This is a genomic window from Ramlibacter paludis (assembly GCF_022012305.1).
Classification (GTDB): domain Bacteria; phylum Pseudomonadota; class Gammaproteobacteria; order Burkholderiales; family Burkholderiaceae_C; genus Ramlibacter; species Ramlibacter paludis.
The window spans coordinates 161,475-182,780 of sequence record NZ_JAKLTM010000007.1; the positions used below are offsets into that span (position 1 = coordinate 161,475).

General features: G+C 68.8%; 19 protein-coding genes. 7 read left to right on the top strand and 12 right to left on the bottom strand.

Going from position 1 to position 21,306, the window contains the following annotated elements; translation table 11 throughout:
* The first annotated feature begins 381 nt into the window (after positions 1-381).
* From LZ009_RS24365 to LZ009_RS21375, 6 genes are read left to right on the top strand one after another with little or no spacing between them, the layout of a single operon-like run.
* Positions 382-453 carry a hypothetical protein gene (locus LZ009_RS24365; RefSeq protein WP_430300407.1) on the top strand — a complete coding sequence of 24 codons (72 nt, stop codon included), beginning with the start codon at positions 382-384 and terminating at the stop codon, positions 451-453.
* Between the two features lie 2 nt (positions 454-455).
* Positions 456-1,304 (top strand): energy transducer TonB, encoded by an 849-nt coding sequence (locus LZ009_RS21355; protein WP_275700000.1) that lies wholly within the window; start codon positions 456-458, stop codon positions 1,302-1,304.
* Positions 1,305-1,334: 30 nt separating this feature from the next.
* The gene (aroE, locus tag LZ009_RS21360) at positions 1,335-2,150 is read left to right on the top strand and encodes a shikimate dehydrogenase (RefSeq protein WP_430300408.1); all 816 of its coding nucleotides are present in this window, start codon (positions 1,335-1,337) and stop codon (positions 2,148-2,150) included.
* Positions 2,147-2,875, top strand: coding sequence for a monofunctional biosynthetic peptidoglycan transglycosylase (gene mtgA / locus LZ009_RS21365; protein WP_275700002.1), 729 nt, complete (start codon positions 2,147-2,149; stop codon positions 2,873-2,875). The genes aroE and mtgA overlap by 4 nt, the downstream gene beginning before the upstream one ends.
* 20 nt (positions 2,876-2,895) lie before the next feature.
* Entirely contained in the window at positions 2,896-3,504 is a 609-nt protein-coding gene (locus LZ009_RS21370) for a lysophospholipid acyltransferase family protein (RefSeq protein WP_275700079.1), read from the top strand.
* A 4-nt stretch (positions 3,505-3,508) separates the two neighbouring features.
* Positions 3,509-4,498, top strand: coding sequence for a phosphatidate cytidylyltransferase (locus LZ009_RS21375; protein ID WP_275700080.1), 990 nt, complete (start codon positions 3,509-3,511; stop codon positions 4,496-4,498).
* A gap of 7 nt (positions 4,499-4,505) precedes the next feature.
* On the opposite strand, the gene LZ009_RS21380 is transcribed toward LZ009_RS21375, so the two are convergent.
* Positions 4,506-7,112, bottom strand: a complete 2,607-nt coding sequence (locus LZ009_RS21380; protein ID WP_275700003.1) for a M1 family metallopeptidase — start codon at positions 7,110-7,112, stop codon at positions 4,506-4,508.
* A 69-nt stretch (positions 7,113-7,181) separates the two neighbouring features.
* On the opposite strand from LZ009_RS21380, the gene ruvC reads away from it, so the two are divergent.
* Positions 7,182-7,730 carry a crossover junction endodeoxyribonuclease RuvC gene (gene ruvC / locus LZ009_RS21385; RefSeq protein ID WP_275700004.1) on the top strand — a complete coding sequence of 183 codons (549 nt, stop codon included), beginning with the start codon at positions 7,182-7,184 and terminating at the stop codon, positions 7,728-7,730.
* A 19-nt stretch (positions 7,731-7,749) separates the two neighbouring features.
* On the opposite strand, the gene lpxC is transcribed toward ruvC, so the two are convergent.
* From lpxC to LZ009_RS21440, 11 genes are all read right to left on the bottom strand, one after another.
* Positions 7,750-8,673 carry a UDP-3-O-acyl-N-acetylglucosamine deacetylase gene (lpxC, locus tag LZ009_RS21390; protein ID WP_275700005.1) on the bottom strand — a complete coding sequence of 308 codons (924 nt, stop codon included), beginning with the start codon at positions 8,671-8,673 and terminating at the stop codon, positions 7,750-7,752.
* 446 nt (positions 8,674-9,119) lie between these two features.
* Positions 9,120-10,370: a cell division protein FtsZ gene (gene ftsZ / locus LZ009_RS21395; RefSeq protein ID WP_275700006.1), complete on the bottom strand. Its 1,251-nt coding sequence runs from the start codon at positions 10,368-10,370 to the stop codon at positions 9,120-9,122.
* A gap of 154 nt (positions 10,371-10,524) precedes the next feature.
* The gene (gene ftsA, locus LZ009_RS21400; RefSeq protein ID WP_275700007.1) at positions 10,525-11,754 is read right to left on the bottom strand and encodes a cell division protein FtsA; all 1,230 of its coding nucleotides are present in this window, start codon (positions 11,752-11,754) and stop codon (positions 10,525-10,527) included.
* A gap of 13 nt (positions 11,755-11,767) precedes the next feature.
* Entirely contained in the window at positions 11,768-12,553 is a 786-nt protein-coding gene (locus LZ009_RS21405) for a cell division protein FtsQ/DivIB (RefSeq protein ID WP_275700008.1), read from the bottom strand.
* The gene (locus tag LZ009_RS21410) at positions 12,550-13,500 is read right to left on the bottom strand and encodes a D-alanine--D-alanine ligase (RefSeq protein ID WP_275700009.1); all 951 of its coding nucleotides are present in this window, start codon (positions 13,498-13,500) and stop codon (positions 12,550-12,552) included. Before LZ009_RS21410 ends, LZ009_RS21405 begins: the two co-directional genes overlap by 4 nt.
* Entirely contained in the window at positions 13,497-14,912 is a 1,416-nt protein-coding gene (murC, locus tag LZ009_RS21415) for a UDP-N-acetylmuramate--L-alanine ligase (protein WP_275700010.1), read from the bottom strand. The genes LZ009_RS21410 and murC overlap by 4 nt, the downstream gene beginning before the upstream one ends.
* Positions 14,913-14,976: 64 nt before the next feature.
* Positions 14,977-16,038, bottom strand: a complete 1,062-nt coding sequence (gene murG / locus LZ009_RS21420; RefSeq protein WP_275700011.1) for an undecaprenyldiphospho-muramoylpentapeptide beta-N-acetylglucosaminyltransferase — start codon at positions 16,036-16,038, stop codon at positions 14,977-14,979.
* Complete coding sequence (ftsW, locus tag LZ009_RS21425; RefSeq protein WP_430300404.1) at positions 16,035-17,258, bottom strand: putative lipid II flippase FtsW; 1,224 nt, start codon at positions 17,256-17,258, stop codon at positions 16,035-16,037. The genes murG and ftsW overlap by 4 nt, the downstream gene beginning before the upstream one ends.
* A complete protein-coding gene (gene murD, locus LZ009_RS21430; protein WP_275700012.1) occupies positions 17,255-18,760 on the bottom strand; it encodes a UDP-N-acetylmuramoyl-L-alanine--D-glutamate ligase in 1,506 nt (501 codons plus the stop codon). The genes ftsW and murD overlap by 4 nt, the downstream gene beginning before the upstream one ends.
* A 4-nt stretch (positions 18,761-18,764) precedes the next feature.
* Positions 18,765-19,943 (bottom strand): phospho-N-acetylmuramoyl-pentapeptide-transferase, encoded by a 1,179-nt coding sequence (gene mraY / locus LZ009_RS21435; protein ID WP_275700013.1) that lies wholly within the window; start codon positions 19,941-19,943, stop codon positions 18,765-18,767.
* Positions 19,933-21,306: a UDP-N-acetylmuramoyl-tripeptide--D-alanyl-D-alanine ligase gene (locus tag LZ009_RS21440; RefSeq protein WP_275700082.1), complete on the bottom strand. Its 1,374-nt coding sequence runs from the start codon at positions 21,304-21,306 to the stop codon at positions 19,933-19,935. The genes mraY and LZ009_RS21440 overlap by 11 nt, the downstream gene beginning before the upstream one ends.

Below are 21,306 nucleotides of genomic sequence, written 5' to 3' on the forward strand. Positions count from 1 at the left end.
AGCCGAAGGACGCGGAACTGTTCTCGATCATTTCCGGCTTCGACGCTGCCTACAGCGCCTACAACGCCAACCAGGCCGGCATGGAGCGCTTCTGGACGCTGCGCTGGCTGCAGCAGAACGGCGTGCAGGAAATCGAGGCCACGGTCTTCAAGGAAGGCCTGGCGCGCGCCGACACCCTGCCGCTCGTCCTGCCGGTCCTGGGCGGCGGCGAACTGCCGCGCGGCAGCCGCGTGCGCGTGAAACTGGGCGCGATCGACCTGATCACGCTGGACGTCTCCGGCACCGTGGTGGCCCGCCTGGATGCGGCACCGGTCGCACCGGCGTCGGAAGAAGGCGACAGCGAGGACGAAACGGTGGCCGGTCCGATTGCCATTGCCATGGATGTCACGGACACTTCGGAGGATGAAACGGGAGCGCCGGTGGCGGCGCCCGCGGCCGGTTAACCATCCTTGAACTTGAAGTCCTTCAGCACCCTGCAGATCGCACTGGGCGCCTCATTCGCCGTCCATGCCGCGCTGTTCACGGTGCGCATCGTCGACCCCGAGGGCTTCAACCGCGTCTTCCAGGACACCCCGCTCGAGGTGGTGCTGGTCAACGCCCGCAGCAACGAGAAGCCGGACAAGGCGCAGGCGATCGCCCAGGCGAGCCTCGCCGGCGGCGGCGAAGCCGAAAAGGGCCGCGCCACCTCGCCGCTGCCACCCTCCGCCCTGATGCAGGTGGGCGATGCCGCCGACGACGCCCAGCGCAAGATCGACGCGATGCAGGAGCAGCAGATGCTGATGCTCGCGCACGTCAAGAAGACGCTGGCCTCCATGCCGCCGGCCGACCCCAAGCTGGCGGCGCAGAACCCGGAAAACTCCGCGCAGGAAGAGAAGCGGCGCCACCTGACCAAGCTGCTGGCCGAGATCGAACGGCGCATCAACGAGGAAAACGCCCGGCCCAAGAAGCGCTACATCAGCCCGGCCACGCGCGAAGAGGTCTACGCCGTCTACTACGACGGCCTGCGCCGCCGCATCGAGGAGCGCGGCACCCGCAACTTCCCGGAGCTGTCCGGCCGCAAGCTGTACGGCGAGCTGACCATGATCGTCACCGTCAACCACGACGGCCGCATCCTGGACACCGAAGTGGTGGAGAGCTCCGGCAACCTGACGCTGGACCGGCGCGCCGCCTACATCGCCAAGGCCGCCGCCCCCTTCGGCAAGTTCAACGACGCGATGCGGCGCAAGGCCGACCAGATCGTCGTCGTCTCGCGCTTCAAGTTCACGCGCGAAGACGTGCTCGAGACCAACCTCACCAGCCGCTGAAGGCCAACTGCCGTGGACCGTTACTGCGTCATGGGCAATCCCGTGCAGCACAGCAAGTCGCCGTGGATCCACGCGCGCTTTGCCGCCCTGACCGGCCAGGCCATGGAATACGGCAAGCGCCTGATCCCGCTGGACGGCTTTCCCGCCGCAGTGCGCGAATTCATCGCCGAAGGCGGCCGGGGCTGCAACATCACCGTGCCCTTCAAGTTCCAGGCCGCGTCGCTGGTGAGCCACCGCACGGCGCGGGCGGCGCTCGCCGATGCCTGCAACATCCTGCGTTTCGACGGCGAAATCATCTCGGGCGACAACACCGACGGCATCGGCCTGGTGCTGGACCTGCAGGACAACGCGGGCGTCCCGCTTGCCGGCCGCGACCTGCTGCTGGTGGGCGCCGGCGGCGCCGCGGCCGGCGTGCTGGGCCCACTGCTCGAAGCGCGGCCGCGCCGCGTGGTCGTGGCCAACCGCACTTTGGCCAAGGCGCAGTCGCTGGTGTTGCGCCATGCCACGCTGGCTGCCGCAAATGAGGTCGAACTGGAAGCCACCACGCTCGAAGGCGTGCGCGGCGCCTTCGACGTGATGGTCAACGGAACCGCCACCAGCCTGGAAGGCGTCGCCGTTCCGGTCCCGGCCGGCGTGCTGAAGCCGCGGGCCCTCGCCTACGACATGATGTACGGACCCGCAGCCGCCTCCTTCCTGCGCTGGGCGGCGGAGCATGGCGCGATCGGCCGCGACGGCCTGGGCATGCTGGTGGAACAGGCCGCCGAAGCGTTCCACGTGTGGCGCGGCGTTCGCCCGCCTTCGGCCCAGGTGCTGGGCGAGCTGCGCGCGGAGCTGGAGCGGGCGTGAAGGCGGCACTGCGCTGGCTGGGACTGGTGCTGCTGGCGGTGCTGGCGCTGCAGCTGTTCTTCGTGCTGCGCATCGCGGCGATGGCCGTGGTCGACCCCGAGTCCACCACCTTCCAGCGGTCCGAGGCCTGGCGCATCGCGGTCGAGAAGCACCGGCTTCCCTGGACGCAGCGCTGGGTTCCCTACGAGCAGATCTCGGACAACCTCAAGCGCGCGGTGATCGCCTCGGAGGACGGCACCTTCGTCTACCACGACGGCGTCGACTGGGACGCGCTGGAGAAGGCCTGGAGTCGCAACGCGAAAGCCGAGGAAGCGGCGGCCAAGCGCTCGCAATTCCGCCCGAATGCCAGGCCGCCCAAGATCGTCGGCGGCTCGACGATCTCGCAGCAGCTGGCGAAGAACCTGCTGCTGTCCGGCGAGCGCACGCTGCTGCGCAAGGGCCAGGAGTTCGTGCTGACCATGGCGCTCGAACGCACGCTGTCCAAGCAGCGCATCCTCGAGATCTACCTGAACAACGTCGAATGGGGCGAAGGGGTGTTCGGCGCCGAAGCGGCTTCGCAGCATTACTTCCGCAAGAGCGCCAGCCGGCTCTCGCCCTACGAGGCGGCGCGGCTGGCGGTGATGCTGCCGCAGCCCAAGCGCTTCGAGAAGATGCCCGGCTCGCCCTACATTGCCGGCCGCGCGTCCACCATCGTTGCGCGCATGCGCGACGCTGAGTTGCCTTGAAGCGCCAGATCTCGCCCTTGATGGCAAAGGCGCTGGGCTTGTTCCTGCTGGCCTTCGTGCGCGTGCTCACCGGCGCGCAGGCCCGCTGGTACGGCTGCCCGCCCAAGGCGGAACAGCGCATCTACTTCGCCAACCACCAGAGCCACGCCGACCTGGTCATGATCTGGGCGGCCCTGCCGGCGGAGCTGCGCAGCATCACCCGGCCCATCGCGGCCAAGGACTACTGGACCAGGACGCCGCTGCGGCAATGGATCACCACCGCCGTCTTCAACGCCGTCTACGTCGACCGCGAACGCAAGGGCGACGAGGACCCGCTGCAGCCGCTGGTGGAGGCGCTCGCCAGCGGCGACTCGATCGTGATCTTTCCCGAAGGCACGCGCGGCCACGGCGAGGAGCCTCAGCCCTTCAAGTCCGGCCTGTACAGCCTGGCGCAGCGCTTCCCGCAGGCGGTGCTGGTGCCCGCGTGGATCGACAACATCCAGCGCGTCATGCCCAAGGGCGAAGTGGTGCCCGTGCCCATCCTCTGCTCGGTGACCTTCGGCGCGCCGATCCGGCTGGGGGAAGGCGAAGAGCGGCGCGCCTTCCTGGACCGTGCCCGGGCCGCGGTGATCGCCTTGCGCGAGGTCTGACGCCATAAACGCTTACCTGCGCAGCCTCAATTCCAGCGAACAGGTCGCCGCCCTTTTCCTCGTCGTGTTCGGCTTGCTGGTCGTCGCGAGCGTCAGCGCCTTCCTGCTCACCTTCCGCCAGAGCGAAAACGCGCACGACGCGGCCTGGCATGCGGAGCTGGCGGACTTCCGCCGGCTGCTGGGCATGTCTTGGTTCATGGTGGTGGTCTTCTGGCTGGCCTGGGCGACCGGCGAGGCCATGGCGACCATCCTGTTCGCGCTGATCGCCTTCTTCGCGCTGCGCGAATTCATCACCCTCTCGCCCACGCGGCGCGGCGACCACCGCAGCCTGGTGCTGGCCTTCTTCGTCGTGCTGCCGATCCAGTTCTGGCTGGTGGCCACGCGGCACTTCAACCTGTTCACCGTGTTCGTGCCGGTCTACGTGTTCCTGGCCCTGCCGGCGGTGAGCGCGATCTCCGGCGACCCGCAGCGCTTCCTGGAGCGCAACGCCAAGCTGCAGTGGGGCATCATGGTGTGCGTCTACGGCACCAGCCACGTGCCGGCACTGATGCTGCTGGAGTTCCCGGGCCGCAACTACGCGGGCAAGCAGGCCTTCCTGGTCTTCTTCCTGGTGCTGGTGGTGCAGTGCTGCATGCTGCTGCAGCACCTGCTGGCGCGGCGCATGAAGCGCCCGCCCAGCCTGCCGGCGGTGAGCGCGAGCTTCAACTGGGAGACGGCGGGCCTGGGCATCCTGGCCGGCAGCGCGGTCGGCGCGATGCTGTCCTTCATCACGCCTTTCAAGCCGGGGCAGGCGCTGGGGATGGCGTTCGTGGCCTGCGTGGCGGGCACCCTGGGCCACCTGGTGATGAAGGCGCTGAAACGCGACCGCGGCGTGACGGCCTGGGGCAATCGCGTTTCAGTGACGGGCGCGAACGGGTTGCTGGACCGGGTCGATGCGCTCTGCTTCGCGGCGCCGATCTTCTTTCATTCGGTGCGGTGGTACTTCAGCGGCTGACGCCGCCTCAGCGCCCCGCCGCTTTCGCCTGCCAAGCCACGTTGGCGGTGCACAGCTCCACTGCTTCCAGCGTCTGCGCCAGCGTGTAGCTCGCCCCCGGCAGCTTCAGCTTGTCGCCCACGGAGAAAGCCTTCAGCGCATCGCGGTCGGCCGCGCTGCACAGGTGCTCGTGCCAGCGCGGCATGCGGGCCCGGATCTCTTCCGGCAGGCGCTTCGCCAGCGCCGCGTCGTTGGCGCGAACGAATTCGAACATGGCGCGCGCGGTGCGCGGATCGTCGCCCGCCGCGTCGTAGACCTCCAGCGTCTCGCGCACGTCCAGCGGATCCGCCAGCGGCAGCTGGAAGGCGCGCTGCTGCAGCGCCGGCGCGCGCACGCCGCCCAGCGCGTACAGGATGTCCAGCCGCGTCCGGCTATCCTGCGCGGCGCGGACAGCCGCCAGGTAGCTGTCGAACAGCTTCTCGTCGGCATCGCGCGCGGCCAGCACCAGTACGCGCTTGCCGAAAGCGCCCAGGCGCTCCCGGTCACCTGCCAGCCACGCTTGCGCCAAGGGCTTGGCCTGCGCGCGCAATTGCTGGTCGTCGCCGAGGTCCGCCACCAGGGGCAGCACGACGGACCGCAGGCTGCGCACGGCATCCGGCTCGTCACGCTGCGGGACCCAGCCCAGGCGCGCGGCCAGCGGCCCGAAGTTCTCGCGAATCCAGGCCGCATGCGCCGCCTCGCGGCCGGCGAACAGCGCGGGATGCAGGTCGGCCACCGCATAGGCGGCAGCGGTCGCCACCTCGGGCCGCGGGTCGTGAGCCATCGCGCCGGCCAGCTCCAGCAAGGCCGGCAGCGGCAGCGCGCCCGAATGGGCCAGCGTCACCTGTTCCCCGAGCAGGCCGATCGCTTCCGGCGGCGACAGCGGCGCGCGCGCGAGCTTCTGCAGCGACGGCGCATCCATGCGCGCGAGGTAGTAGCCGGTGCCGCCCGGGTTGGGCAGCACCCAGGCAGGGCACTGGCCGGCCTTGGGCAGGGCAAAGGCCTGTTGCTGCTCGCGCAGGACGGTGCACGCGGGCTGCGTGGCGCCCTCGGCGCGCAGGCACACGGGAATGGCCCAGCGGCCGCTGCCGGCCGCGGCACCGGCCGGAACGAAACGTTGCTGGCGCAAGGTCGCGGTCGCTTCCCCGTTGCTGCAAGCGACGGCGACATCGACCAGCGGCACGCCCGGCTGCTGCACGAAGCCGGCCATGCCGGAAGCGAGTTGCGCGTCGCCATCGGCCAGCGCCGCGAAGAAGTCGTCCGCCGACGCGTTGCCCCAGGCATGGCGCTTCAGGTAGCGGCGCACGCCTTCCTGGAAACGCGCCTCGCCCAGCACCGACTCGTACATGTACAGGATGGAGCCGCCCTTCTGGTAGGTGATGCGGCTGAAGGCGCCGGCCAGGTCGTTGCGCGTTTCCACCGGCCGGCTCACGCTGCGCGCGGTGGCCAGGCGATCGGCGGCAAAGGCGGACTGGCGCTCCTCGGCGCGCTGCCCGTGCGGCTCCCACGACGGCTCGAACTGCAGCACGGCCTTGCGCGCCATCCAGGTGGCGAAGGATTCGTTGAGCCAGATGTCGTCCCACCACTTCATCGTGACCAGGTCGCCGAACCACTGGTGCGCGATCTCGTGCGCGCCGACGCCGGCATAGGCCTTCTTGAAGCGCTCGTCCTCGCGGTCCGGCGTGGCCAGCAGCAGGCCCGAGCGGTAGGTGATGAGGCCGGGGTTCTCCATCGCGCCGAAGTTGGTGGTGATCGGGATCACCATCGAATCGAGCTTGTCGAAGGGATACGGCATGCCGAAGTAGTTCTCCAGCAGTTCCACCAGGCGCGGCGTCGTCTTCACGGCATAGCGCGTCTGCGCGGCGCGGCCCTTGGGCACGATGTAGCGCAGCGGCGTCTGCTTCATGCCGGCCTTGCCGCCGTCGACGATGTCGAAGGGGCCGACGCCGAGCGCGACGAGGTAGCTGGGCAGCGGCTGGGTCGGCGCGAAGCGCACCTGCTTCCAGCCCTTGCCGGCGGGCTGCTCGCCGACGGCGGGCGCGTTGGCCACCGCCGTATCACCGGCCGGGACCGTGAGCGTCACGGTCCAGGGCGTCTTCCAGTGCGGCTCGTCGAAGCTCGGAAAAGCGCGGCGCGCGTGGTCGGTCTCGAACTGCGTGAAGGCATACCAGTTGCCCAGGTCCTGCTGGCGGAACAGGCCGCGCGTCTCGTCGTTGGACATGCGGCCCTTGAAGGCGATCGCGAGCCGGGCGCGTCCGGCCGGCACGGGGCGGTCGAACTGCAGGCCGATGAAATAGTCGTCGGGGATCCGGGCCTTGCCCTGGAAGCGCCGGCCGCCGGACGTCAGCACCACGCTGTCGACCGTGAGCTTGGTGCCGTTGATCCAGAAGAAGTCGCGCGCCTGCGCGACCTCGATGTCGATCTCGACGCGGCCTTCGAACTGCTCCTTGCGCGGATCGATCTTCAGCGCGAGTTCGTAGGCGAGCGGCTTGACGCCGTCGCCCAGGCGCATGGCGGGCGGGGTGGAATTGCGGGCGAAGGCGAGGCCGGTGGTAACCAGCAGCACGAGCGCCAACACGAAGCGTCTTGTGGACATGTTCGATCGGTGTCGGAAAAGCCGCATTTGTACCTCATTGCGCTTACAGCCCACGGGTACACTGCGGCGATGCGCATTCTCGGCATCGACCCCGGCCTGCAGACCACCGGCTTCGGCGTCGTCGATGTGGACGGCCACGAACTGCAGTACGTGGCCAGCGGCACCATCAAGACCACCCACCTGGACCGCGGCGACCTGCCCGCGCGCCTGAAGGTGCTGTACGAGGGCATCAAGGAAGTGCGTTCGCGCTACCAGCCCGATGCCGCCGCGGTGGAAATCGTCTTCGTCAACGTGAACCCGCAGGCCACGCTGCTGCTCGGGCAGGCGCGCGGCGCTTGCGTCACGGCTTTGGTCGCCTGCGACCTGTCGGTGGCGGAATACACCGCGTTGCAAATGAAGCAGGCCGTGGCCGGCACCGGCCGGGCCGCCAAGGCGGAAGTGCAGCAGATGGTGAAGCGCCTGTTGCGGCTGCCGGGACTGCCCGGCAAGGATGCGGCGGATGCGCTGGGGCTGGCGATCACCCACGCGCACGCGGGAGCGGCGATGGCGCGGATCGCGACCGCGGCCGCGCTGGGCAAGAAGACGACGGGGATGTACCGGGACGGGCGCGCGCACTGAGCGGCGCGTGGTGGGGTTGCTACCAGGCCCGGGCCGGCATCGCGAAACCGGCCGGCGCTTCGCGCTCGTCGCCGAAGCTCACGACTTCGAAGGCATCCTGGTCGGCCAGCAGCGCGCGCAGCAGCTTGTTGTTCAGCGCATGGCCGGAGCGGAATGCGCTGTACGCCGCCAGCAAGGGCTTGCCGACCAGGTACAGGTCGCCCATGGCGTCCAGGATCTTGTGCTTCACGAACTCGTCGTCGTAGCGCAGCCCTTCCGAGTTCAGCACCCGGTAGTCGTCCATCACGATGACATTGTCCATGCCGCCGCCCAGCGCCAGGCCGCGCGAGCGCATCATCTCGACGTCCTTGGTGAAGCCGAAGGTGCGGGCACGGGCGATGTCGCGCGAATAGCGGCCCGAGCTCAGATCGAACTCGTAGCGCTGGCCGGTCGAATTGATCACGCGATGGGCGAAATCGATCTCGAAGGACAGCTTGTAGCCGTGGAAGGGGTCCAGCCGCGCCCATTTCAGGTCGTCGCCCTCGCCTTCGCGGACTTCCACCGGCCGGCGCACGCGGATGAAGCGGCGCGGTGCGTTCTGCTCCTCGATGCCGGCCGACTGCAGCAGGAAGACGAAGGAAGCGGAGGAGCCATCGAGCACCGGCACTTCGTCGGCTGTGATGTCCACGTACAGGTTGTCCAGCCCCAGGCCGGCGCAGGCCGACATCAGGTGCTCCACGGTCTGGACTTTCGCCCCGCCGTTGGAAATGGTCGACGCCATGCGGGTATCCGTCACGGCCTGCGCCGAGATCGGGATGTCCACCGGCAGCGGCAGGTCGACCCGGCGGAACACGATGCCCGTGTCCGGCTGGGCCGGGCGCAGGGTGAGTTCCACCCGCTGGCCGCTGTGCAGGCCCACGCCGACCGCCTTGGTCAGGGACTTGAGGGTGCGTTGGCGCAGCATGCGGGGGATTTTAAAGGGCCAGTCCCGTCCGCCGCCTGCCTTTTCCGTATGACCTTGATAGCGTGAGCCCATCGGCTGAGCCTGGGCCTGTCACGTCAAGCGGGTGTGAAGCGGACGTAAAAAAGGGCGGGCCCCCGTGACCCGCCCCAAGCTTCTTCCCTCGGAGAGACTCTTAACTCAGAAAAATCGCGATGCGATTTTTCTGAGTTGTCCAGCATGTGTGACGAGGCCCGGCAAAGCCGGATCCTCGTCACAAGGGGGACCGCGCTGCATGATATTCCGCGCGGTCCAGCGACACTTCAGGGTGTTTCCTCCCCGCTAGCGGCATCAGGCTGGTCGGAACATCGTGCAGACCAGCCTCCCTCGTGAAGGGGATCCGGCTTCGCCGGTCCCCTTCACGCTGTTCAGACCACTAAAGATTCGCATCGCGAATTTTTAGTGATGGCTCAATCAGCCTGTTTTCTGAGGAATGCCGGGATCTCGAAATCGTCCATGCCGCCCGACGACAGCGCGTCGACCTTCGCCGCCGCCTGGGTGCGGTTGGTGCGCCACACGCTGGGCACGGCCATGCCGCCGTAATCCGGCTGCGGGGCCTGCACGCCGGCCGCCTGCATCTCGCGGGTGACGATGGCGCCCGGGCCGGCGATGGCGTTGTTGATGGTCGGAACGTTGAAGGGCACGTTGTCGGTGCCGGTGCGCAGCACCTGCAGCGGGGGCGCCGTGCGGCGCTGCTGCCCCTGGCGCGACAGGCCGGTGGCCACGACCGTGACGCGGACCTGGTCGCCCAGCTCGTCGTCGTAGGCCGTGCCGTAGATCACGTGCGCGTCCGGCGAAGCGTAGGCGCGGATGGTGTTCATCGCCAGCTTGGACTCGGACAGCTTCAGGCTGCCCTTGGCCGCGGTGATCAACACCAGCACGCCCTTGGCGCCGGAGAGGTCGATGCCTTCCAGCAGCGGGCAGGCCACGGCCTGTTCCGCCGCGATGCGCGCGCGGTCCGGCCCGGAGGCCAGCGCCGTGCCCATCATCGCCTTGCCCGGCTCGCCCATCACGGTTCGCACGTCCTCGAAGTCCACGTTGACGTGGCCCGGCACGTTGATGATTTCCGCGATGCCGCCCACGGCGTTCTTCAGCACGTCGTTGGCGTGCGCGAAGGCCTCGTCCTGGGTGATCTCGTCGCCCAGCACCTCGAGCAGCTTCTCGTTCAGCACCACGATCAGCGAATCGACGTTGGCTTCCAGCTCCGCCAGGCCGTTGTCGGCGTTGGTCATGCGGCGGCCGCCTTCCCAGTCGAACGGCTTGGTGACGACGCCGACGGTCAGGATGCCCATTTCCTTCGCCACGCGGGCGATCACGGGAGCCGCGCCGGTGCCGGTGCCGCCGCCCATGCCGGCCGTGATGAACAGCATGTGCGCGCCCGAGATGGCTTCGCGGATGGACTCCACGGCCAGCTCCGCGCACTCGCGGCCCTTCTCCGGCTTGCTGCCGGCGCCCAGGCCGCTGCCGCCCAGCTGGATGTGCTTGTGGGCGGAGCTGCGGGCGAGCGCCTGCGCGTCCGTGTTCGCGCAGATGAATTCCACGCCTTGCACGCTGCGCTCGATCATGTGCGCCACGGCGTTGCCGCCGCCGCCACCCACCCCGATCACCTTGATCTGGGTGCCCTGGTGGAACTCTTCGACTTCGATCATTTCGATGCTCATTGCATGCTCCTGGAATTACGTTGCAGTTGCCACTGACTTGTCTTGTTGGTGTGTCGTTAACGCGGGAGTGGTGATTCGGTGCACCGACATCGCTCCTTTCTGCGCCTGCGCGGTGGACTCCCGCGCGCCAGCCACAACTTGTAGGGACTCATGGCTAGAAGTTCCCCACGATGAAATCCTTGATGCGGCCGAAGGCCGTCTTCATCGAACCGTGCTGCAGCGCGACCTTCTGGCCGCGGATGCGCGCGAGCCGCGCCTCTTCCAGCAAGCCCATCACGGTGGCCGCGCGCGGCTGCGCGATCATGTCGGCGAGGGCGCTGCTGTAGCGCGGCACGCCGCGGCGCACCGGCTTCAGGAAGATGTCCTCGCCCAGTTCCACCATGCCCGGCATCACGGCGCTGCCGCCGGTGATGACGATGCCGGAGGACAGCACCTCCTCGTAGCCCGACTCGCGGATCACCTGCTGCACCAGCGAGAAGATCTCCTCGACGCGCGGCTCGATCACGCCGGCCAGCGCCTGGCGCGACAGCATGCGCGGGCCGCGGTCGCCAAGGCCCGGCACCTCGACCTGCGTTTCCGGGTCGGCCAGCAGCTGCTTGGCCCAGCCCGATTCGACCTTGATGTCCTCGGCATCCTTGGTCGGCGTGCGCAGCGCCATCGCGATGTCGCTGGTGATCAGGTCGCCGGCGATCGGGATCACGGCGGTGTGCCGGATGGCGCCGCCGGTGAAGATGGCCACGTCGGTGGTGCCGGCGCCGATGTCGACCATCGCCACGCCCAGCTCCTTCTCGTCGTCCGACAGCACGGCCTGGCTGGAGGCCAGCGGGTTCAGCAGCAGCTGCTCCACCTCCAGGCCGCAGCGGCGCACGCACTTGATGATGTTCTCGGCCGCGCTCTGGGCGCCGGTGACGATGTGCACCTTGGCTTCCAGCCGGATGCCGCTCATCCCGATCGGCTCCTTCACGTCCTGGCCGTCGATCACGAATTCCTGCGGCTCCACCAGCAGCAGCCGCTGGTCGGTGGAGATGTTGATGGCGCGGGCGGTCTCGACGACGCGCGCCACGTCGGCCGGCGTCACCTCGCGGTCCTTCACGGCCACCATGCCGCTGGAGTTGATGCCGCGGATGTGGCTGCCGGTGATGCCGGTGTAGACGCGCGTGATCTTGCAGTCGGCCATCAGCTCGGCCTCTTTCAGCGCCTGCTGGATGCTCTGCACCGTGGCGTCGATGTTCACCACCACGCCGCGCTTCAGGCCGTTGGACGGCGCCACGCCGAGTCCGGCGAGCTTGAGTTCGCCGCCCGGCATGACCTCGGCCACGACCGCCATCACCTTGGCGGTGCCGATGTCGAGCCCGACAACGAGATCCTTGTAGTCCTTGGCCATCCTCTTTCTTTCCTCAGTTCCTCTTGGCCGCCACGTCCGTCGTGACGACTCCCCTCAACTTCACCGCGTAGCCGTCCGCGTGCCGCAGGTCCGCCGTGACCAGCGCCTCCGGCCGGCGGTTGTATTTCGACGTCACCTGCGTCAGCGTGCGCGCGAAGCGCTGCGTGCGCGCCAGCACTTCGTCCTGCGTGCCCCGTCCCAGTTCCACGACCGCGCCGCTGTCCAGGTGCAGCGTCCAGCCGCCGCGGCCGGTCAGCGCCAGCTGGTCGATGCCCAGGTCCAGCGTGTCGAACATCGGCTTCAGCGCGGCATACATCGCCAGCACCTGCGCCGAGGTGCCCTCGGGCCCCACCAGGCGCGGCAAGCCGTCCTGCTCCACGTCGCCCGCATTCGCCTCGAACACCTCGCCGTGCGTGTTGACCAGGTGCGACTCGGAATCGGCGCCCCAGAAGGCCTCGGCCTCGTGCTCCTGCAGCACCACGCGCAGCCGGTTCGGGAACTGGCGCTTCACCACGGCCTGCCGCACCCAGGGCACGGCTTCGAAGGCTTCGCGCGCCTTCTTCAGGTCGATGGTGAAGAAGTTGCCGGCCAGCCGCGGTGCCACGTTGGCGCGCAGCGTGGCCACGTTGTTGTGCGCCGTGTCGCCCAGCACCGTGATGCCGCCGATGGCGAACAGCGGGTTGCGCAGCGCCCACCAGCCCAGCGCCGCCGCCAGCAGCAGGGCGCAAGCCGCGAACAGCACCGAAGCGGTGAGGTTCATCAGCTTGACGTCCATCGGCTGGGGCAGCGTGGCGTTCATTGGTGGTCCAGCGCGGCCGAAGCCAGCAGTTGCACGCAGAGGTCTTCGTAGCTGATGCCGGCGGCGCGGGCCGACATCGGCACCAGCGAGTGGCCGGTCATGCCGGGCGAGGTGTTGATCTCCAGCAGCGAAGGCTGGCGCGTCTTCGCGTCGATCATCACGTCGATGCGGCCCCAGCCGCGGCAGCCCAGCACGCGGTAGGCCTTGAGCACGATCTCCTGGATCGCCGCTTCCTCGCCCGCGGGCAGGCCGCAGGGCACCAGGTACTGCGTGTCGTCGGTGAAGTACTTGTTCTGGTAGTCGTAGTTGCCTTCGGGCGCCACGATGCGGATCACCGGCAGCGCGCGCGCGTCGGCGCCGGTGCCGATGATCGGGCAGGTCACCTCGTCGCCGGAGACGAACTGCTCGCACAGCACGTCGGCGTCCAGCGCGGCGGCGGCTTCCACCGCTTCCTGCATCTGCGAGTAGCCTTCCACCTTGGCGACGCCGATGGACGAACCTTCGCGCGCCGGCTTGACGATCAGCGGCAGGCCCAGGTCGTCGGGGATCTTGATGACTTCGTCGCGCTTGTAGGCGCCGCGGCGCAGCAGCGTGTATTTCGGGGTCGGGATGCCCTCGGCCAGCCAGACCCGCTTGGTCATGACCTTGTCGATCGAGATCGCCGAAGCCATCACGCCCGAGCCGGTGTAAGGGATGCCGAGCAGCTCCAGCGCGCCCTGCACCGTGCCGTCCTCGCCGAAGCGGCCGTGCAGCGCGATGAAGCAGCGCTGGAAGCCCTTCTTCTTCAGCTCCACGAGGTCGCGCTCGGAAGGGTCGAAGGCATGGGCGTCGACGCCCTTGGATTGCAGCGCCTTCAGCACGCCGCTGCCCGACATGAGCGACACCTCGCGCTCCGCCGACTTGCCGCCCATGAGGACGGCCACCTTGCCGAAGTCCTGGTTGATCATGCTGCGGCACCTCCGAGTTCCACCAGCTTGGCCGGCACGCCGCCGATGGAGCCGGCGCCCATGCACATCACCACGTCGCCGTCGCGCACCATGTCCAGCACGGCCTGCGGCATGCCGGCGATGTCGCCCACGAACTGCGGCTCCACCTTGCCGGCCACGCGCACCGCGCGCGCCAGCGAACGGCCGTCGGCGGCCACGATGGGTTCCTCGCCGGCCGAATACACCTCGGACAGCAGCACGGCGTCGGCGTTGCCGAGGACCCGCACGAAATCCTCGAAGCAGTCGCGCGTGCGGGTGTAGCGGTGCGGCTGGAAGGCCAGCACGATGCGGCGGTCCGGGAAGGCCCCGCGCGCGGCCGCCAGCGTGGCGGCCATCTCCACCGGATGGTGGCCGTAGTCCTCGATCACGGTGAACTTGCCGCCGCCGTTGGCCGCGGGCACCTGCACGTCGCCGTAGCCCTGGAAGCGGCGGCCGACGCCGCGGAATTCGCCCAGCGCCTTCACCACCGCGTCGTCCGGGATGTTCAGTTCCACCGCGACCGCGATGGCCGACAGCGCGTTCAGCACGTTGTGCCGGCCTACGGCGTTCAACTTCACGTGCATGTCCGGCAAGGTGACGCCGTTGCGCCGCTGCACCGTGAAGTGCATCTGGGCGCCCACCGCCTTCACGTCGACGGCGCGCACCTGCGACTCGTCGTCGAAGCCGTAGGTGGTCACCGGGCACTGCACGTCGGGGATGATCGAGCGCACCGCTTCGCTGTCGGTGCACAGGATCGCCGTGCCGTAGAAAGGCATGCGGTGCAGGAAGTCCAGGAAGGCCTTCTTCAGGTTGTTGAAGTCGTGCCCGTAGGTCTCCATGTGGTCGGCGTCGATGTTCGTGATCACCGCCATCACCGGGAACAGGTTCAGGAAGGAGGCGTCGGATTCGTCGGCCTCCACCACGATGTAGTCGCCGCTTCCCAGCTTGGCGTTGGCGCCGGCGCTATTGAGCTTTCCGCCGATCACGAAGGTGGGATCGAGCCCGCCTTCGGCCAGGATGCTGGCCACCAGGCTGGTGGTGGTCGTCTTGCCGTGCGTGCCGGCAATGGCGATGCCCTGCTTCAGGCGCATCAGCTCCGCCAGCATCATGGCGCGCGGCACGATCGGGATCTTGCGCTTGCGCGCGGCGATCACCTCCGGGTTGTCCTGCTGCACGGCGGTCGACGTGACGACGGCATCGGCGCCGATCACGTTGGCCGCCGCGTGGCCCACGAAGGTCTGGATGCCCAGGCCCTGCAGGCGGCGCAGCACCGGCGTGTCGGCCAGGTCGGAGCCGGAGATGAGGTAACCGAGGTTGCGCAGGATCTCGGCGATGCCGGACATGCCGGCGCCGCCTATGCCGACGAAATGAATGTGCTTGACAGCGTGTTTCATGCTAACCCTGACAGTTCGTCGGCACTTCTGTGACGCGACGAAGTGGATGTGTAGACGTCGTGTTTCATTTTGCGAGGGCCTCGCAGGCGGCGACCATCTGCTCGGTCGCCTGGGTCTTTTGCAGTTTCCTGGCTGCCACCGCGCGGCGCAGCAGCTCGTCGCGCTTGAGGGTGAGCAGGAAGGTGGCGAGCGAATCCGCGCTCAGTTCGGACTGCGGCATCAGCCAGCCGCCGCCGGCATCCACGAGGAAGCGGGCGTTGGTGGTCTGGTGGTCGTCGACCGCGGAAGGGAAGGGAACGAACACCGCCGCGGCGCCGACGGCGGCGAGCTCGGTGACGGTGCTGGCGCCGGCCCGGCAGATCACCAGGTCGGCGTCGGCAAAGGCGGTGGCGGTGTCGTCGATGAAGGGCGTGAGTTCGGCCTCGACGCCGGCGGCCTGGTAGTTGGCGCGCAGTTCATCGATCTGCTTGGAGCCGCCCTGGTGGATGACCTTGGGACGTTGCGCCGCCGGCATGCGGGCCAGCGCCTGCGGCACCAGCGCATTGAGCGTCTTCGCGCCCAGGCTGCCGCCGACCACCAGGATCTTGAGCGGGCCGCCACGGCCGGCAAAGCGCTGCTCGGGGCTGCGCTGGCGCAGGAAGGCGTCGCGCAGCGGGTTGCCGATCCACTCGGCCTTCTTCAGCACGCCCGGGAAGGCGCTGTAGACGCGGTCGGCCACGCCCGCCAGCACCTTGTTGGCCATGCCGGCCACCGAGTTCTGCTCGTGCAGCACCAGCGGCTTGCCGAGCAACACGCTCATCATGCCGGCCGGGAAGGTGATGTAGCCGCCCAGGCCCACGACGACCTGCGGCTTCACGCGGCGCACGACGGCGATGCTCTGGGCAAAGGCCTTCAGCAGGCGCAGCGGCAGCAGCACGAGCGTCTTGATGCCCTTGCCGCGCACGCCGCCGAAGTCGATGGTCTCCAGCGGGAAGCCGCGCGGGGGCACCAGCTGGGCCTCCATGCTGTTCGGGCCGCCCAGCCAGTGCACGTTCCAGCCGCGGGCACGCAGGGCTTCGGCCACGGCCAGTCCGGGGAAGATGTGGCCGCCGGTGCCGCCCGCCATGACGAGAGCCGTGCGCGTCATGCCCGGCCTCCACGCATCAAGGTCCGGTTCTCGTAGTCGATGCGCAGCACCACCGCGATCGCCACCACGTTCATCAGCACCGCCGAGCCGCCGTACGACATCAGCGGCAGGGTCAGGCCTTTGGTCGGCAGCGCGCCCAGGTTCACGCCCATGTTGATGAAGGCCTGGAATCCCATCCAGATGCCGACACCTTGCGCCACCAGCCCGGCGAACACGCGATCGAGCGCGATCGCCTGGCGGCCGATGTGGATGATGCGATGCGTCATCCACAGGAACAGGCCGATCACGGTCAGCACGCCGGCCAGGCCGAACTCCTCGCCGATCACCGCCAGCAGGAAGTCGGTGTGCGCCTCGGGCAGCCAGTGCAGCTTCTCGACGCTGCCGCCCAGGCCCACGCCGAACACCTCGCCGCGGCCGATGGCGATCAGCGAGTGCGACAGCTGGTAGCCCTTGCCCAGCGCGTACTTCTCGTTCCACGGGTCGAGGTAGGCAAAGATGCGCTCGCGCCGCCAGTCGGAGAAGGCGATCATCAGCATGAAGGCCACGACCATCACCGCGGCGATCAGGAAGAACATGCGCGCGTTGACGCCGCCCAGGAACAGGATGCCCATGGCGATCACCGCGATCACCATGAAGGCGCCCATGTCGGGTTCGGCCAGCAGAAGGAGGCCGACCACGGCGACGGCGACGGCCATCGGCAGGACGGCGCGGAAGAAGCGCTCCTTCACGTCCATCTTGCGCACCATGTAGTTGGCGGCGTAGAGCAGCACGGCGAACTTCGCCAATTCGGACGGCTGGAAGGACATCGGCCCCAGCACCAGCCAGCGGCGCGCGCCGTTGACGCCTTTGCCGATGTGCGGGATCAGCACGATCACCAGCAGCAGCAGCGACACCACGAACAGCCACGGCGCCCAGCGCTCCCATTTCTCGATGGGCACCTGGAAGGCCAGCAGGCCGGCGACGAAGGCCAGCACCAGGAACAGCGCGTGGCGCGCCAGGAAGAAGGTGTGGGCGTAGCGGCCGAAGCGCGGGTTGTCCGGCATCGCGATCGACGCCGAATAGACCATCACCAGTCCCCACGCGAGCAAGGCCACGGTGACCCAGACCAGCGCCGGGTCGAAGGCATGCAGCTTCAGGCCGCCCCCGCCGACCCCGGCCTTGTCCTGCCGGGCCTGGCCCGGCATCCAGCCCGCGATCGCGTTGGACAGCGCGGCGATCATTCCGTGCTCCCGTCCAGCATCGCGCCGGTCTCGTCCGCCAGCGCCTGCACGGCGGCCTGGAACACCTGCGCGCGGTGCTCGTAGTTGCGGAACATGTCGAAGCTGGCGCAGGCCGGCGACATCAGCACGGCGTCGCCGGCATGGGCGCGCTGGGTGGCGGCGCGCACGGCTTCTTCCATGCTGGCGGCCTCCAGCAGCGGCACGCCCTCGGGCTCCAGCACGGCGCGGATCAGCGGCGCGTCGCGGCCGATCAGGACCGCGGCGCGGGCATAGCGCGCCACCGGCGCCGCCAGCGGCGCGAAGTCCTGGCCCTTGCCGTCGCCGCCCAGGATCACCACCAGCTTGCGCTCGGCGCCCAGGCCCTGCAGCGCGGCAACGGTGGCGCCGACGTTGGTGCCCTTGCTGTCGTCGAAGTACTCGACGTCGTTGACGATGCCGATGGGCTCGACGCGATGCGGCTCGCCGCGGTATTCGCGCAGGCCGTAGAGCATCGGTCCGAGCTGGCAACCGGCGGCCGTCGCCAGCGCCAGGGCGGCCAGCGCATTCACGGCGTTGTGGCGGCCGCGGATGCGCAGCGCGTCGGCCGGCATGAAGCGCTGCAGCGTGATCTCGACTTCCTCGTCGCGGCGCCGCCTCTGCGTCTCGTCGGCTTCGTGCGCCCGCACCAGCCAGGCCATGCCGTGCACGACCTCCAGGCCGTAATCGCCGGGCTCCTTCGGCATCTCCGCGCCGAAGGTCACGTAGTCGCGCTGCTCGAACTTGCCGCCTTTCAGGCGCACCGGCTCCGGCAGCATCTTCATCACCGCGGGGTCGTCGCGGTTCAGGATCATCTTGCCCGTCTTGCCGAAGATGCGGGCCTTGGCGGCGGCATAGGCTTCCATGCTGCCGTGCCAGTCGAGATGGTCCTGGCTGAGGTTCAGCACCGTGGCAGCGGTGGGCTCGAAGCCTTCCACGCCATCGAGCTGGAAGGACGACAGCTCCAGCACCCACACCTGCGGCAGGGCGCCCGCATCGCGCTTCTCCGCCAGGGTGGCGATCAGCGTCGGGCCGATGTTGCCGGCCACGGCAACGGTCTTGCCGCCGCGCTCCACGAGCTGGCCGGTGAGCGAGGTGACCGTGGTCTTGCCGTTGGTCCCGGTGATGGCCAGCACCGCGGGGTGGTAGCCCTCGGACTCGTGCAGCGAGGCCAGTGCATCGGCAAACAGGCCCAGTTCGCCCTTGACCGGAATGCCCTGCTCGCGCGCCGCGTTCTCGACGGGCGCGAGCTGCGCCGGCGCGAGGCCCGGGCTGCGCAGCACGAGCTGCCGGCCTTCAGCCAGCGCCGGCGTGAACTCGCCCGCGATGAACTCGACCTGCGGCACCTGCTCGCGCAGCGCGGGCAGCTGGGGCGGCGCCTCGCGCGTGTCGGCCACGGTCACGCGCGCGCCCGCGGCGGCGCACCAGCGCGCCATCGCGAGGCCGGAGGCACCGCAACCGAGGACGAGGACGTTCTGCTCTTGCATTCTTCTAACGCAGCTTCAGGGTGGACAGGCCGACCAGGCACAGCAGCATGGTGATGATCCAGAAGCGCACCACGACCTGCGTTTCCTTCCAGCCGGATTTCTCGAAGTGGTGGTGCAGCGGCGCCATCTTCAGGATGCGCCGGCCCTCGCCGTATTTCTTCTTCGTGTACTTGAAGTAGAGGACCTGCGCCATCACCGACAGCGCCTCCACCACGAAGATGCCGCCCATGATGGACAGCACGATTTCCTGGCGCACGATCACGGCGATGGTGCCCAGCGCGCCGCCCAGCGCCAGCGCGCCCACGTCGCCCATGAACACCTGCGCCGGGTGCGCGTTGAACCACAGGAAGGCCAGGCCCGCGCCCGCCATCGCCGCACAGAAGATCAGCAGCTCGCCGGAACCGGGGATGTAGGGGAACAGCAGGTACTTCGAATAGACCGAGCTGCCGGTGACGTACGCGAACACGCCCAGTGCCGAGCCCACCATCACCACCGGCATGATCGCCAGCCCGTCGAGGCCGTCGGTGAGGTTCACCGCGTTGCTGGCGCCGACGATGACCAGGTAGGTCATGATCACGAAGCCGAACACGCCCAGCGGGTAGTTGATCTCCTTGACGAAGGGAACCATCAGGCCGGCCTTGGGCGGCAGGTTGACGTCGAAGCCGGACGCCACCCACTTGAAGAACAGGTCCAGCACGCGGAAGTTGTTGCTCTCCGAGATGCTGAACACGAGGTAGAGCGCCGCCACCAGGCCGATCAGCGATTGCCAGAAGAACTTCTCGCGCGAGCGCATGCCTTCCGGGTCCTTGTTCACCACCTTCTGCCAGTCGTCGGCCCAGCCGATCGCGCCGAAGCCCAGCGTGACCGCCAGCACGATCCAGACGAACCGGTTGGTCCAGTCGAACCACAGCAGCGTGGAAACCGCGATCGAGATCAGCACTAGCACGCCGCCCATGGTGGGCGTGCCGCTTTTCTGCAGGTGCGACTGCATCGCATAGCCGCGCACCGGCTGGCCGATCTTCAGTGCCGTGAGGCGGCGGATCACCCAGGGGCCGGCGATGATGCCGATCAGGAGCGCCGTCATGGCGGCCAGCACCGCGCGGAAGGTGATGTACTGCACCACCCGCAGGAACCCGAATTCGGGGCCCAGGCTCTGCAACCAGGAAGCCAGGCTAAGCAGCATCGGGAACGTCCTTTTCTTGTTGTGCGTGGGCGGTGATGGCTTCCACCACCCGCTCCATCTTCATGAAGCGGGATCCCTTGACCAGCACGCTTTCCACGTCCGGCAACGCCGCCAGCACCGCGGCGTTGAGCGCCGCGACGTCGGCGAAGTGCCTGCCGCGCATGTCCACCGCCATGTCGCCCAGCGTGAACAGCTGCTCGATGCCGCGCTCGCGCGCGTACTCGCCCACCTCGGCATGGAAGGCCGGGCCCTGGTTGCCGACCTCGCCCATGTCGCCCAGCACCAGCAGGCGCGGGCCGGGCAGTTCGGCCAGCACGTCGATGGCGGCGCGGGCCGAATCGGGATTGGCGTTGTAGGTGTCGTCTACCAGCGTGAGCGTGCGCGCCCCGAGCTGCACGGCCAGCGCGCGCGAGCGGCCCTTGACCGGCTCGAAGCCTTCCAGGCCGCGGGCGATGGCGTCGAGCGGCGCGCCCGCGGCCAGCGCGCAGGCGGCCGCGGCCAGCGCGTTGCGCACGTTGTGGCGGCCGGCGATATGGAGTCGGAATGCAACCGGACCGGCCGGCGTCTCCGCCCGCACCTGCCAGTGCCCCTGGTGCCATTCAGACCCGGCCAGAACCAGGTCGGCGCCCTGCTGGGTGCCGAACGTCATGCATTGGCGGCCGTCGGCGAGCATCGCCCACAGCGCGCTGAAAGAGTCGCCGGCGGGAAAGACCGCGACGCCGTTCGCCGGCAGCGCTGCGAACACGCTGCCGTTTTCCTTGGCCACGGCCTCGACCGTCGCCATGAATTCCTGGTGCTCGCGCTGCGCGTTGTTGACCAGCGCTACCGTGGGTTGCGTCAGGCCCGCCAGGTAGGCGATCTCGCCGGGATGGTTCATGCCCAGCTCGATCACCGCCACCTTGTGCTCGGCGCGCAGGCGCAGCAGCGTGAGCGGCACGCCGATGTCGTTGTTCAGGTTGCCCTGCGTCGCCAGGTGGTTGTCGGGCTGCCAGGCGCGCAGGATGGACGCGACCATCTGCGTCACCGTGGTCTTGCCGTTGCTGCCGGTGATGGCGATCAGCCCCGGCGTGAACTGGCGGCGCCAGGCGTTGGCCAGCTTGCCCAGCGCGAACGTGCTGTCCGGCACTTCGATGCCCGGCATGCCGGCCGGCAGCCGGCCCGGCTGCGCGATGGCGGCAATGGCGCCCTTGTCGCGCGCCTGCGCCAGGAAGTCGTTGGCGTCGAAACGCTCGCCTTTCAGCGCGACGAACAGGTCGCCGGCCTGCAGCGTGCGCGTGTCGGTGTGCACGCGCTGCACCGCCACCTTGCCGTCGCCGGCCAGCTTGCCATGGGTCCAGGCCGCGGCCTGCTCGAGGGTGAACAT

Excerpts from the sequence above, each read along its gene's own strand:
- aroE (WP_430300408.1), top strand. The coding sequence starts at position 1,335 with ATGGGCAATCCCGTGCAGCACAGCAAGTCGCCGTGGATCCACGCGCGC.
- LZ009_RS21370 (WP_275700079.1), top strand. The coding sequence starts at position 2,896 with ATGGCAAAGGCGCTGGGCTTGTTCCTGCTGGCCTTCGTGCGCGTGCTC.
- LZ009_RS21380 (WP_275700003.1), bottom strand. The coding sequence starts at position 7,112 with ATGTCCACAAGACGCTTCGTGTTGGCGCTCGTGCTGCTGGTTACCACC.
- ruvC (WP_275700004.1), top strand. The coding sequence starts at position 7,182 with ATGCGCATTCTCGGCATCGACCCCGGCCTGCAGACCACCGGCTTCGGC.
- lpxC (WP_275700005.1), bottom strand. The coding sequence starts at position 8,673 with ATGCTGCGCCAACGCACCCTCAAGTCCCTGACCAAGGCGGTCGGCGTG.
- ftsZ (WP_275700006.1), bottom strand. The coding sequence starts at position 10,370 with ATGAGCATCGAAATGATCGAAGTCGAAGAGTTCCACCAGGGCACCCAG.
- ftsA (WP_275700007.1), bottom strand. The coding sequence starts at position 11,754 with ATGGCCAAGGACTACAAGGATCTCGTTGTCGGGCTCGACATCGGCACC.
- LZ009_RS21405 (WP_275700008.1), bottom strand. The coding sequence starts at position 12,553 with ATGAACGCCACGCTGCCCCAGCCGATGGACGTCAAGCTGATGAACCTC.
- LZ009_RS21410 (WP_275700009.1), bottom strand. The coding sequence starts at position 13,500 with ATGATCAACCAGGACTTCGGCAAGGTGGCCGTCCTCATGGGCGGCAAG.
- murC (WP_275700010.1), bottom strand. The coding sequence starts at position 14,912 with ATGAAACACGCTGTCAAGCACATTCATTTCGTCGGCATAGGCGGCGCC.
- murG (WP_275700011.1), bottom strand. The coding sequence starts at position 16,038 with ATGACGCGCACGGCTCTCGTCATGGCGGGCGGCACCGGCGGCCACATC.
- ftsW (WP_430300404.1), bottom strand. The coding sequence starts at position 17,258 with ATGATCGCCGCGCTGTCCAACGCGATCGCGGGCTGGATGCCGGGCCAG.
- murD (WP_275700012.1), bottom strand. The coding sequence starts at position 18,760 with ATGCAAGAGCAGAACGTCCTCGTCCTCGGTTGCGGTGCCTCCGGCCTC.
- mraY (WP_275700013.1), bottom strand. The coding sequence starts at position 19,943 with ATGCTGCTTAGCCTGGCTTCCTGGTTGCAGAGCCTGGGCCCCGAATTC.
- LZ009_RS21440 (WP_275700082.1), bottom strand. The coding sequence starts at position 21,306 with ATGTTCACCCTCGAGCAGGCCGCGGCCTGGACCCATGGCAAGCTGGCC.